The organism is Chryseobacterium sp. CFS2 (genome assembly GCF_036543225.1).
Classification (GTDB): domain Bacteria; phylum Bacteroidota; class Bacteroidia; order Flavobacteriales; family Weeksellaceae; genus Chryseobacterium; species Chryseobacterium culicis_A.
Window position 1 is genome coordinate 373,412 of record NZ_JAZHQU010000002.1, and the last position, 13,415, is coordinate 386,826.

General features: G+C 36.5%; 11 protein-coding genes. 5 read left to right on the top strand and 6 right to left on the bottom strand.

Annotated elements, in window-relative coordinates; translation table 11 throughout:
* The first annotated feature begins 306 nt into the window (after positions 1–306).
* Both ODR02_RS05065 and ODR02_RS05070 read left to right on the top strand, forming a co-directional pair.
* Entirely contained in the window at positions 307–2,502 is a 2,196-nt protein-coding gene (locus ODR02_RS05065; RefSeq protein ID WP_209786361.1) for a glutamine synthetase III family protein, read from the top strand.
* Between the two features lie 339 nt (positions 2,503–2,841).
* A complete protein-coding gene (locus tag ODR02_RS05070; protein WP_105683117.1) occupies positions 2,842–3,552 on the top strand; it encodes a C40 family peptidase in 711 nt (236 codons plus the stop codon).
* A gap of 148 nt (positions 3,553–3,700) precedes the next feature.
* Here the strand turns inward: ODR02_RS05070 and ODR02_RS05075 are convergent, their stop codons facing one another.
* The 6 genes from ODR02_RS05075 to ODR02_RS05100 all read right to left on the bottom strand — a co-directional run bounded on the left by ODR02_RS05075 (position 3,701) and on the right by ODR02_RS05100 (position 10,051).
* Positions 3,701–4,276, bottom strand: a complete 576-nt coding sequence (locus tag ODR02_RS05075) for a pentapeptide repeat-containing protein (RefSeq protein ID WP_209786362.1) — start codon at positions 4,274–4,276, stop codon at positions 3,701–3,703.
* A 99-nt stretch (positions 4,277–4,375) separates the two neighbouring features.
* Complete coding sequence (gene rodA, locus ODR02_RS05080) at positions 4,376–5,605, bottom strand: rod shape-determining protein RodA (protein WP_209786363.1); 1,230 nt, start codon at positions 5,603–5,605, stop codon at positions 4,376–4,378.
* Positions 5,602–7,647: a penicillin-binding transpeptidase domain-containing protein gene (locus ODR02_RS05085; RefSeq protein WP_309511763.1), complete on the bottom strand. Its 2,046-nt coding sequence runs from the start codon at positions 7,645–7,647 to the stop codon at positions 5,602–5,604. The genes rodA and ODR02_RS05085 overlap by 4 nt, the downstream gene beginning before the upstream one ends.
* Positions 7,644–8,150 (bottom strand): rod shape-determining protein MreD, encoded by a 507-nt coding sequence (locus ODR02_RS05090; protein WP_105683113.1) that lies wholly within the window; start codon positions 8,148–8,150, stop codon positions 7,644–7,646. Before ODR02_RS05090 ends, ODR02_RS05085 begins: the two co-directional genes overlap by 4 nt.
* Entirely contained in the window at positions 8,143–8,997 is an 855-nt protein-coding gene (gene mreC, locus ODR02_RS05095) for a rod shape-determining protein MreC (RefSeq protein ID WP_062673151.1), read from the bottom strand. Before mreC ends, ODR02_RS05090 begins: the two co-directional genes overlap by 8 nt.
* Before the next feature lie 28 nt (positions 8,998–9,025).
* Positions 9,026–10,051: a rod shape-determining protein gene (locus ODR02_RS05100; RefSeq protein ID WP_045491741.1), complete on the bottom strand. Its 1,026-nt coding sequence runs from the start codon at positions 10,049–10,051 to the stop codon at positions 9,026–9,028.
* A 415-nt stretch (positions 10,052–10,466) separates the two neighbouring features.
* On the opposite strand from ODR02_RS05100, the gene hemA reads away from it, so the two are divergent.
* Genes hemA through ODR02_RS05115 form a run of 3 tightly spaced genes read left to right on the top strand, consistent with a single transcriptional unit; the run spans position 10,467 to position 13,376 of the window.
* On the top strand, positions 10,467–11,741 hold the full coding sequence (hemA, locus tag ODR02_RS05105) for a glutamyl-tRNA reductase (RefSeq protein WP_105683111.1): 1,275 nt from the start codon (positions 10,467–10,469) through the stop codon (positions 11,739–11,741).
* Entirely contained in the window at positions 11,728–12,636 is a 909-nt protein-coding gene (gene hemC, locus ODR02_RS05110; RefSeq protein ID WP_309511765.1) for a hydroxymethylbilane synthase, read from the top strand. Before hemA ends, hemC begins: the two co-directional genes overlap by 14 nt.
* A gap of 56 nt (positions 12,637–12,692) precedes the next feature.
* On the top strand, positions 12,693–13,376 hold the full coding sequence (locus ODR02_RS05115; protein ID WP_209786366.1) for a uroporphyrinogen-III synthase: 684 nt from the start codon (positions 12,693–12,695) through the stop codon (positions 13,374–13,376).
* Positions 13,377–13,415: the final 39 nt, after the last annotated feature.

Below are 13,415 nucleotides of genomic sequence, written 5' to 3' on the forward strand. Positions count from 1 at the left end.
TTTATTTTTCTGCCGATCTTTTTATTTATTTTCAGGAAAAATCTCAAGAATTAGTGTAAATAATTGTAAATTTAATTCGATATATATACAGGAAGGCAGCAAATACAATCTTTTTTGCACTGCTTAGGCAACTGGCATTCTTATTTACAATTGTTTTTGAACAGGAAACATAAAACACCCTATTAAAAAACACCAAACAATCGTTTAAATTGTATAAATTTTCAAAAGACCCCTAAAATTTTTAGGGTTAAAATATTTTTGATTCATTTTTTTTGTAAATTTGCCCTGTAAAAAATCAACCCAATTATGTCAACCTTAAGATTCAAAGCATTAGAAACCCTTCCATTTAAGGATTTCAGAAAAGACAACTCTGTTGAGATCCCTGCGAAATTATCAGAGCTATTCTGTAAAAATGTTTTCTCAGAAGAAACAATGAGAGAATATTTAACGAAAGAAGCATTCGGTTCTATCATGGATGCGATTAAAAAAGGAACTAAGATCCAGAGACATATTGCAGACCAGGTAGCTGTAGCAATGAAAGACTGGGCAATGAGCAAAGGGGTAACCCACTATACTCACTGGTTCCAGCCTTTAACAGGTACTACTGCAGAAAAGCACGATTCTTTCTTCACTCCAATTGAAGGAGGCAGAGCTATTGAAAGATTCAGTGGAAACATGCTTATCCAACAGGAGCCTGACGCATCGTCTTTCCCTAACGGAGGTATCAGAAATACTTTTGAAGCAAGAGGTTATACAGCTTGGGATCCTACATCTCCGGCATTCATTATGGGAACTACATTATGTATCCCTTCAATCTTCATTTCTTATACAGGAGAAACATTAGATTATAAAGCACCTCTTTTGAGAGCTTTGAACGCTGTGGATGAAGCTGCAACGAACGTAATGCAGTATTTTGATAAAAATGTAACGAAGGTAACGCCTACTTTGGGTTGGGAGCAGGAATATTTCCTTGTTGATTCAGCATTATACCAATCACGTCCGGATCTTGTATTAACAGGTAAGACATTGTTAGGACATTCTCCGGCAAAAGGACAGCAGCTGGATGACCACTATTTCGGTTCTATCCCTACAAGAGTAATGAACTTCATGAAAGAGCTGGAAATCGAGTGTATGAAATTAGGTATTCCTGCTACAACAAGACACAACGAGGTAGCCCCTAACCAGTTTGAGCTTGCTCCAATGTTTGAAGAAGTAAACGTTGCTGTAGACCACAACTCTTTGTTGATGGACATCATGGCAAGAGTAGCTCACAAACACCACTTCCACATCCTTTTCCACGAAAAACCATTCGCAGGAGTAAACGGAAGTGGAAAACACAACAACTGGTCTTTAGCAACAGATACGGGAGAAAACCTGTTAAGCCCAGGAAAAAATCCAAAGAAAAACTTACAGTTCTTAACCTTCTTTGTTAACACAATCAAAGCAGTTCATGAATATGCAGACCTTTTAAGAGCAAGTATCGCTTCTGCAAGCAATGACCACAGACTTGGGGCTAACGAAGCTCCGCCGGCAATTATTTCCGTATTCATCGGAAGTCAGTTGTTCAGCGTATTGGAAGAACTTGAAAAAGTAACTAACGGAAAACTATCTCCGGAAGAGAAAACAGAATTAAAATTAAATGTAGTTGGAAAAATTCCTGAAATCCTGTTAGATAATACAGACAGAAACAGAACTTCTCCATTTGCATTTACAGGAAATAAATTTGAAATCAGAGCGGTAGGTTCTTCTGCAAACTGCGCAGAGTCTATGACGGTAATGAACACCATTGCGGCAAAACAGTTAAATGATTTCAAGAAAGAAGTTGATGCTTTAATTGAAACAGGTCTTAAGAAAGATGAAGCCATCTTCAATGTATTGAGAGAATACATCAAGCAGTGTAAAAACATTATGTTTGAAGGTGACGGATATTCTGATGACTGGGCAAAAGAAGCTAAGAAAAGAGGATTAAATAACCTTAAAACAACTCCTGAAGCTTTAAAGCAGGAAATGGACAAGAAATTCTTAGATCTATATGAAGAGATGGGAATCTTTAACCACAGAGAAGTTGAAGCAAGAAACGAAATTAAATTAGAGAAATACTCTACTGTTATTGATATTGAGGCAAGAGTTTTAGGTGATATCGCAAGAAACCACATTATTCCTTCTGCACTAAACTATCAGAACAGATTAATTGAAAACGTAAAAGGTCTTAAAGAAATCTTTGGTGACAAAGAATTCAAAACTTTAGCAAAAGAACAAATGAGTTTAATTACAAGCATTTCTGAAAATGTTTCTAAAATTAAGCTTGGTGTTGAAGATCTTCTGAAAGCCAGAGAAACTGCAAAAAGTACATCAGACAGCCAAAAACAGGCAGAAAGCTATTGTAATAAAGTAAAGCCATTATTTGATCCAATCAGAGAAGCTTCTGATGCATTGGAAATGATGGTAGACGACGAGCTTTGGCCGATGACAAAATACAGAGAAATGTTGTTTACAAAATAACGTCCTGTAAAGTTCCATATTAGTTTAAATTCCTCGGTTTTCCGGGGAATTTTTTTGTTTTATTAACAGCCCTGAAAATTAGAGTTTTAAATCACAGAACCTGATATATAGAAGAAAATCGACAGAGTTTGTTAAAGAATCTTAATAAAAAAAACCGCACACTTACCAAAAATAGGCCGTTGCGGTTTATTTTTCTTTAACATATGTAAACAATATGTTAAAATGTGTTAAAATAAGATCCTGACAATTATCATATCAGGGGTCTTTTGCTCGGAATCTCTACTTTTGTATTGCTTTTGAAAATAAATATTCCTTTTTAACACGGATAATCAAATATATATGAAGAAAAGAGTTTTGTTTTATTTAGTTGCTTTAGTTACTACAGTTTCATTGCAATCGTGTGCTACAAATTATGTGGTTTCAAAACCAGCAACTTACACAAAAGAATACAAAACAGATGCCAAACTAGCTTCTATAGATAACAAAAAAATAGAGCAGGATAAGCAAAGACTTATCGACTCTTTCCTTGCTGAAAAGGCAGCATCTATCGCTAGTGCTAAAAAAGCAGTTAAGAATTCTGAGATTGCAAAAGCAATCAAACATAATAAAACCATTGACGGTATCCTTGAAGAAGCTGAAACATATCTTGGGACTCCTTACAGATACGGAGGGACAACCAGAAACGGTATCGATTGTTCAGCTTTTGTTCTTTCTGTATTCGGAGCAGCAGCAGGGCTTAGCTTACCAAGAGTAGCAGCATCTCAGGCTCAGGAAGGTGAAAGAGTAGAAAAAGGAGAATTACAGAAGGGAGATTTGATTTTCTTCTCTCATGGAAGAAGAATTTCTCACGTAGGTATTGTAGAGAGTGTTTCTGAAGAGGGTGAGATTAAATTTATCCACGCAGCAACATCAAAAGGAGTAATGATTTCTTCACTGAATGATTCTTATTGGGGGCCTAAGTTCAGATTTGCTAAGAGAGTGATTAATGAAGAAGGAGAAAATTATAACAACTTAGCAGCGACTACTCCAGCTACACCAGCAAATTTTTAATTTTATAAATAATTGATTTAAATAATGAAGCCATCAGAAATCTGATGGCTTTTTTATATGTGCTGTTTACATTAAGTTTTGGCTAAAGCCCACTCCTGCTGAATTAATTTCTATTTATTTTAGATTGGTTATTCCACAATTGCCGGTATCAGCCATTCTTATCAATTTCAATATCCAGTTTATAGAGCAGTCCATAGATTTCAGAAAGCGAAAATTTAGCCTTTTTAAGCCTGTTTAAAGCCGGATCTATTGAATAGTTAACTGATGTGCGGAAATCTGCTTTTTCAAGGTTTGTACTATCAAAAACAGCGCCCGACAAATCGCAGTGAGTGAAGACGGCATTTGACAGATCACATTCAGTAAAATCCACCTCTATTAATTTGGTATTTTTAAAGACAGTCTTCTTAATGGAAGTCTGATAAAAAACGGAGTTATTTAAAGCACTTCCGTCAAACGTGAAAGATAATCCAAAGGCATTACAATCATTAAACTGAAGTCCAAACATTTTACATTCTTTGAAAACTACCTCATGGAAGGCTGTTTTGATAAGCTTTGTCATACTTAGATTACAGGCTGTAAATTCACAGTCTGTAAAACTGAAACCGGATAGATTTCCGTATTCAAAATTACAGTTTCTGAATGTACAGTTTTCATATTCTCCTTTTTGTAATTGGGTAAGATCAATATTTTCAAAATCCTGATCCAGGATATAAGCATCTTTCATTTTTTATGATTTATAGAACGACAATATACTCCACAATCTGCAGATGTGTAAAGAAGAAGTATTACCTTTTTGCGATTTTATATTTTCGCTTAAAAGATATTACACCAGGCTATTCTTATCCGAATAATTAAGTTTAAAGAAAATAAATGTCATCATGGAGAAGGCCAGTAAAGAACTTCCACCATAACTGAAATACGGGAGAGGAATCCCAACTGTTGGGAAAAGCCCCATAACCATCCCTAAATTGATCGAAAAGTGCATCAGCAGAATCGAGGCAAAGCAATACCCGAATACACGGTTAAAAGTAGATTTCTGTTTCTCTGCCAGATAATATATCCTTCCAATATAGACCATGTAGCATAAAATAAGAATCGCACTTCCTAAAAAGCCCCATTCTTCTCCTACTGTACAAAAGATATAATCCGTTTCCTGCTCAGGCACAAATTTCCCCTGGGTAACAGATCCTTCACGGTATCCTTTTCCCCAAAGGCCACCGGATCCGATAGCCGTTTTGGAATATAACAGATTGTATCCTGAAGTATCTCTAAATGCCTTTTCACCTTTGTAAAGAACCTCAATTCTTTCTCTTTGGTGTTTAGGAAGTTTTTCTAAAATATAAGGAGACCCGAAAGCCAGGCCGCACAATAAAAGAATGGAACCGGTAATTCCCGAAATAGAAATAACGTCCCATGACATTCTATGATAATTCATAGCAATCAGAACACCAGCAATCACTAAAACAGCGATCGCAACATAAACGGGAGGAACCGCTAATGCGATCAAAAAAACTCCGGCGAAAATAAATCCAATACCAAATAAAAGACCACTCAGTCCTTCTCTGTACAAAGCAATAAAAAACGCTATAAATACGAGCATAGAACCCACATCAGGAATCGCCAGAACGACGGCTGCAGGAATACCTATAATAGCAAGGGCAGTCCAGATAGATTTTTTATTTTTAATATTAAAATCCGGGCTTGAAACAAAATTAGCCAGCATCAAAGCAGTTCCAATTTTTGCAAACTCCACGGGCTGCATGGTGAAACTTCCAAACTTATACCAGTTCTTTTGTCCCAGAATTTCTTTACCAAACGGGAAAAGCCCTATCAATAACAAAACTCCTCCAATGTAAATAATCCCGGCCATATTCTCAAAGAATTTGCTTCTCCCAACGAATATAATAAGCCCCACAAATACAGAAATACAGAAAAAAACCAATTGCTTTTCTCCTAGTTTCTGGTCCACACTGTAGATGTTTGCAATCGCAAAAATGCAAAGCAGGAAATACAGCCCAAGGCCCAGTTTATCTATTCCTTCTGTCCATTTCATTGCTTCACAGGTTTTTTAGCAGTGTTATTTTTTTTAGCTTCCTCTTCTATTTTCTTTTGCAGTTTAGCTTTTTGTTGCTTTACCAACTCCAGACTATCCTTAATTTTTTTCTGTTTAATGGAATCAGGTTTAGGATCCACATACAAACCTTTACGCTTCAAATCAGCAATCCATTGCCTTTTATATTCAGGCATGAAACTCGAGGTAATCATTTTTTTATAAAGATTTTCTCTTTTCAGATCACCTGTAATATATTTTTCAGCAATCACTGTACAAGCCGGTCCAGCCCACGTAGCACCAAATCCAGCATGTTCCATTACTGCTACTACTACAATTTTTGGTTTATCAGCAGGAGCAATCAATACAAAGATAGAATTATCCTTTCCTTGCGGAACCTGTGCTGTACCTGTTTTAGCCAATTGGGTAAAGTCATTGGATTTCAATCCTCTTGCCGTTCCTCTCAAAACCACAGCTTCCATCCCTTTTAAAACAGGTTCGAAATGCTTTGGATCTACTAACGTTTTATGTTTAACCTTGAATCTTTGATCAGGATTGGGTTTTCCATCAATAGCCTTTACGATATGAGGCGTATAATACCATCCTTTATTCGCGATAGCAGCTACGTAGTTCGCTAACTGAATAGGCGTTACCAAAACATCACCCTGCCCCATTCCATTATAAATAGCACCGGTTGACATCTCGTCCCAGTTGGTAAAATCCTTTCTCTGGGAGCCACTTGCCTTCATGATGGCTTTAAATCTTTTTTCGTAAAAATCTCCGGAAGGGATTCTTCCTTTTGCTCCAACAGCAAAATCATTATTTAAAAACTCACCCACCCCAAAACTACTCATGATTTTTTTCCATTCATCAACCCCTTTAGAAGGATTCCCCGGGTATTTTTTGATGATGGCAATAAATGCATAGGTAAAGAAACAGTTACTGGAAACCTGAATAGAAGGAATTAACGGATCAGCTCCACCATGTCCTTTAATTCTTTTTCCTTTATAGAAGAATCCTCCTCCACAAGGGAAGATTGTTTTTTCATCCATTACTCCCATTTGCATGGCCGCGAGTGCTGTCAGCAATTTGAAAGTTGATCCCGGAGGATATCCTGCCTGTAAAGAACGGTCAAAAGTAGGTTTATTCTCGTAGAGAGTATCTTTTGAAAGGGCATATAAATTTTTTGATTTATAAGGTCCGGTGAAAAGGTTCGGATCAATGTCCGGTCCTGTTGCCGCCACTAATACTTCCCCATTATTAGGATCTAAAGCTACAATAGCACCATGTTTGTTGACCATCATTTCCTCAGCTGTTCTCTGAAGATCATAATCAATGGTTAAGGTAATATCTTTACCTGTAATCACATCTTTATCTAAAGATCCGTTTTTATAGGAACCGATATTTCTGAGCCTGATATCTTTTTGAATATATTTTATCCCTTTTACTCCTCTAAGTTCTTTTTCGTAGGATTTTTCAACTCCTGTTTTCCCGATAAAATCTCCTGGTAAATAATAGACAGAATCTTTTTTAATATCTCTTTCGTTCACCTCACTGGTGTATCCCAGAAGGTTTCCGGATGTGGAGACTTCATACTGACGCTGAGGTCTTGATACTATATTGAATGCGGGGTATTTAAAAATAATTTCCTGAACTCTTGCAATATCTTCCCTGCTGAGGTCTTTAATGAAAGTCATTGGGGTCAGCTTCGAATAATATTTCTCCTTTTTGATAATATTGACTCTATTGATAAAATCCTGTTTTGTAATTTTCATCAAACTACAAAAAGCCAGTGTATCAAAATCAGGTTTCATCAAAGCCTGAGTAAATGAAATTTCATAAGCAGGCTGATTGCCTACCATGATTTTACCATTTCTATCAAAAATAACTCCACGCTGTGGAATAACATATTCTGTTTTAATGGATGTATTCGCAGCATTCAATGCATAACGGTCTGTAAACAATTGCAAATACGCAAGCCTCACCACAAAAATAAGTGCGATGATAACGAGGATCGAAAAGATTTTTAAATAACGTGTGTTCAAACTTTTTGTTTGATTTTAAATATTAATGCGTAAATGACTATAAAGATAAATGAAATTACACTTGTCACCAACACATTAAATAATATTTCAAAAAACCTGCTAAACTTAAAGAACTCAATATACTGTAATAAAAGTTGATGCAGGAAAATACTTGAAAATAAAAACAGCAAAAACTGCGCCCATTGAAGGGACTGAAAAGAGAAAAAATCCGTAGAAGTATCCGTAGAAGTTCTAAAGATCAACGTTCTGAAATAGGCAATCAGCGTTGTTGCAAACGCATTAATTCCCCATGTATTAAGAAAACCATCAATAGATAGTCCTATTAAAAAGCTCAATGCCAGGAACTGAAATTTATTTCTGAAAAATGGATAAAACATGACAAACACAGGATATAATACCGGAGTATATTTTCCGAAAAGCGTAATCCTGTTCAATACAAAAATTTGTAATGCAACAAGAAAGATCATGATCAATATATCGGTAAATAAAGTTCTGCTAATCATTTTCTTTTTTTATTACAGCCTGCATAGTGTCCTGAATCTTCTGCACTTCTGCTTTCTTAAGATTCTTCACTACATACACTTTATTCAATGCTCCCATTTTCTCACTCAGCTCTACGGAAATATCCCAGAAGCCGGTTTTATTATCTACAGAATATCCTGCAATAGTACCAATGGTTACGCCCTTAGGAAAAATAGCAGATTTACCATCTGTAACGACAGTATCCCCTACTTTTAAGGCAACATATTTAGGGATATCCGCAAGGTGCATGACTCTTGAGTTATCTCCATTCCACGTTAAGGTACCAAAATATCCTGAGTTTTTAAGTGCTGCATTAATTCTGATCTTGTTGACACTTAACACCGATTGAACTAATGCATAACTATCTGTAGAATTGATTACAATTCCCGCAATCCCTCTCGGCGCCATTACCCCCATTTGAGGGAAGACACCGTCTCTTCGGCCACGGTTAATGGTAAAATAGTTATTTCTTCTGTTGATACTGTTGAAAACAATTTCACCATCAACAAAAGTATAGATCTGCCCTCCACCAATGGTATCATGAACTCTTTTGAAAACAGGATTTTTCTCTCCGTCTTTTCCATAGAGCTCAGTCATAAGGGCTTTATTCTGAACCACAAGATCTTCATTGATCTGTTTTAGCTTCAGATAAGAAACTCCTTCATCAATATATCCGGAAACCCAGGAATTGAAAGCAGCCGTTTGGCCTGCAATCCAGGATCTCTGCATGGCATTTCTAGAGAATATCAAAACCAGAGCAATAATTTGCAGGAATATAAAGAAGACGAAAAGAGTATTCTTCGAAAATAATCTCAGCAAAAATCCCATTCAGATATAAAGTCGTAAAAAGTTAAAATTATTTAATTAAGAAATTGAACTTATCCATATTCTTAAGGGCAATCCCTGTTCCGCGAACTACAGCTCTCAACGGATCTTCAGCAACAAATACAGGAAGGCCTGTTTTTTTGTGAATTCTGTCCGCAAGACCTCTTAATAGCGCTCCTCCTCCGGCAAGATAAATACCTGTTTTGTAAATATCAGCTGCCAATTCCGGTGGAGTAAGAGAAAGTGTTTCCATTACGGCATCCTCGATTCTGATGATCGATTTGTCTAATGCACGTGCAATCTCTTTGTATCCAACCATAATTTCTTTAGGCTTACCGGTGATAAGGTCTCTACCCTGTACCGGGATGTCCTCGATATCTACATCAAGATCTTCTACTGCAGAACCTACTTCAATTTTGATTCTTTCAGCTGTTCTTTCTCCGATATAAAGGTTATGGTGAGTTCTTAAGTAATAAGCAATATCGTTGGTAAATACATCCCCGGCAATCTTCACAGATTTATCACATACGATTCCTCCTAAAGCTACTACAGCAATTTCCGTAGTACCACCACCTATATCGATGATCATATTTCCTTCAGGCTTTTGTACGTCAATCCCAACTCCTATTGCAGCTGCCATTGGTTCATAGATCAATCGTACTTCTTTTGCGTTTACTTTCTGAGCAGAGTCTCTTACCGCTCTTTTTTCAACTTCAGTGATACCAGAAGGGATACAGATTACAATTCGTAATGCAGGCTGTATGAATTTACCTTTGATTCCAGGAATTTTCTTGATGAATTCCTTGATCATATGTTCAGAAGCGTGAAAATCAGCAATAACTCCATCCTTCAAAGGACGGATTGTCTTGATATCCTCGTGAGTTTTACCTTGCATATGCTTAGCCTGTTCCCCTACAGCAATGGGTTTACCCGTAGAACGTTCAATTGCAACAATTGACGGTTGATCTATAACAATTTTATTATTATGGATAATTAGGGTATTAGCCGTTCCCAGGTCTATCGCAATTTCTTGCGTAAACATATCAAATAAACTCATATTTTTCTTCTGATTTTAAGTTTACAAAGATATAAATTTAAGACTACTAAAGAAATTTCCCACCAACTTAATTTGGTTAAAATTTTATTAAAATTTATAATTCTTTATTAACTTTCAATTTAGACATTTACAGAGTTTGATTTCAACTAAAATTCAAGGGGTGTTAAAAGGGTTGAAAAGCGAAATCCCAAAAGGGCAAAAAAGCTAAGAAAGCAGAGGATTCTGATGGGATTAAAGCGAAAAAATTCAAACGAAAAATAATTCAAGCTTTGCTTACAAGACAATTTTGTCATTTTACCGTTTAGCATTTCTTCCATAAACTTCTTTCCTTCTGCTTTTATAGTTTTTTACGATAATTATCATATACACTTTCAGAGAATGGTTAATTAAAAAAATCGTAAATTTGCGACTGCTTATGTTACAGTATTCCAACATTCATCGAACGTCAAATTTTGCCGTGCTTTCAATAAGCTACGAGAAAGCCGACGTAGAAACGAGAGGAAAGTTTGCATTCTTTGATGAGAACATCAAAAACTTTGTTTCCAGAGTCCATCAGGAAGATCTTGGTGATGCATTTGTGGTTTCCACCTGTAACAGGACCGAAATCTATACCACTTCCCCCAATTACCTTTTAGTGGCTGAGGAGTATTGTAAAACCATCGGAGTACATCTTACGGATTTTCTTCAGTTTGCCAATATTCTTACCAAAGAGGAAGCTCTTATTCACCTTTTCAGAGTAGCTGCGGGTCTTGAAAGTCAGATTATCGGAGATTTTGAAATCATCGGACAGATCAAAAAAGCATACAACCGTTTCAAAAAAGAGAGACAAAATTCTAATCCTTACCTGGAAAGAGCAATCAATGCAGCTATTCAGATTTCGAAAAGAATAAAAAATGAAACCGGCATTTCCAATGGAGCGGCTTCTGTTTCTTATGCAGCGGTTCATTATATTTTAAACAGCCAGAAAAGGATTGCAGAAAAAAACATCCTTCTTCTCGGGGTAGGTGAGATTGGGCAGAATACCGTTGAAAATCTGGTAAAACATGTCTTTCAGCCGAAAATTAAAATTGCCAACAGAACTCAGGAGAAAGCTGAAAAGATTTCCCAGAAATATAATATTCCTCACGTTGATTATTCTGATTTTGACAAGGAATTAAAAAACACCGATATCCTTATTGTAGCAACAGGAGCCAAGCATCCTATTATCAACCAGTCTCATTTCCCGAACGGAAAAGAAACACTGGTGATTGATCTTTCGATCCCTCATAACGTTGAAAAGAATGTTACCGAAAATGAAAATGTAACTCTGATTGATGTGGATGAGCTTTCAAAACAGATCCAGGAAACGATTCAACAGCGGGAAAGAGAAATTCCGAAAGCTGAAAAAATCATTAAGGAACTGATGAAAGACTTTATTGAATGGGAGAAAAAGAGAAAGCTGGCACCCAATATTCATCACTTCAAAGCGGTTCTAAAGAATATGGAACGCAACGAAATGCATAATTTTTACAGAAAGAATAAATACATAAACATCACGGACATGGAACTTTCTGACAAAATGATCCAGAAAATCACCAACCGTTTTGCAAAATATATCATCGACAATCCTTTAAAAGCCGAAGAAATTAGTAAATTAATGCACGAAATATTAGTTGAACAACCAAACAACGAATTCAATGAAAAGCATTAGAATCGGAACGAGAAATTCCGCACTTGCACTTTGGCAGGCTAGAGAGGTTGCGAGGCACCTTCAGAACAACAATTATTTAACGGAAATTGTTCCTATCGTTTCTTCTGGCGATAAGAACCTTAATCAGCCACTCTATTCTTTAGGAATCACCGGGGTTTTCACAAGAGACCTTGATGTTGCCTTATTGAATGACGAGATTGATATTGCCGTACATTCTTTAAAAGACGTTCCTACTCAATTGCCTCAGAATATTGAGATGATTGCTTATCTGGAAAGAGATTATCCACAGGACATTCTAATCAGAAAGAAATCAGCAAGAAACAAAGAGTTCCATGAGCTTAAGCTTGCCACCAGCAGTTTAAGAAGAAGAGCTTTCTGGCTGAGAAATTATCCGACTACTGATTTTTCGGATATCCGTGGGAATATTCAAACCAGACTTCAAAAACTGGAAGATGGAGATTTTGATGCCACCATTCTATCTTTGGCAGGTATCAAAAGAATGAAAATGGAAATTGATTATGAAATGCTTCCATTAATGATTTGCGCTCCATCCCAAGGAGTAATTTCCGTAGCCGGACATACTGACAAACCGGAGATCAACGAAATTGTAAGCCAGATCAACCACGAGCAGACTCAGATCTGTGTAGAAATTGAAAGAAATTTCCTGAGTACTTTAGAAGGAGGCTGTACTGCGCCTATCGGAGCATTTGCAGAAATCATTGGCGACCAGATCCGTTTCAAAGCAGCACTTTGCTCTTTAGACGGGAAAAACTGCATTGCTGTGGATGAAAACTTCGTGTATACTCCGGAAGAAAATTTTGGAGAAAAGTTCGCAAAAGTGGTTCTTGAAAACGGAGGAAAAGAATTAATGGCAGAAATCAAAAGCCAGATCTGATATTTCAGATTATAAATTCCTTCCGCAGCTCTTTTCATCTTCTTAATTTTACAGACATGAAAATCTTATTTACCAAAAATATAGACCCAACGATTATATCCAAAGAATTAGGAGAGGATATTTCGGTCGACTGTGTTGAGGTAATTAAGACAAAGCCTATTATGATCAGTCCTTTTGATCTGAAAAATTATTCTCTGATTTTCACCAGCGTGAATGGAGTGATCTCATTTTTCAAAAACAGATTTAAGCCCAATGAGAATTTTACGGCAAAAAACTACAACAAGATCTATTGTGTGGGCGAAAAAACGAAGAGGGAATTAAGAAAACATGGCTTCGGAACCTTTAAGGTGTTGAAAAATGCCGAGACTCTTTCCAGGTTTATTATCGGGAAATGCCAGCACGAGCAGTTTCTTCACTTCTGTGGCAATCTTGCCATCAATGTTCTGGATCAGGAACTTCCTTTACAAAACATTAAGTACAAAAAAGTTACGATATACAATACTGAGGAAACTCATCCTTTAATAAATGAAAAATATCATGCTGCAGTATTTTTTAGTCCGAGCGGAGTTCGTAGTTTTGCAAGGCGAAATTCTCTGGAAGGGATGAAACTTTTTTCCATTGGCGAAACCACTTCCGGTGAGCTGAGAAATTATACGCAGGAAGAAATTTTCACTTCTGAAGAAAATACACTGACCTCCATCTTTGCATTGATCAGAAAAGAAATCAGAAGTAGAATTTAGAATATCTGTTACCGAAATATTGCCGGTAATATTAGTTAA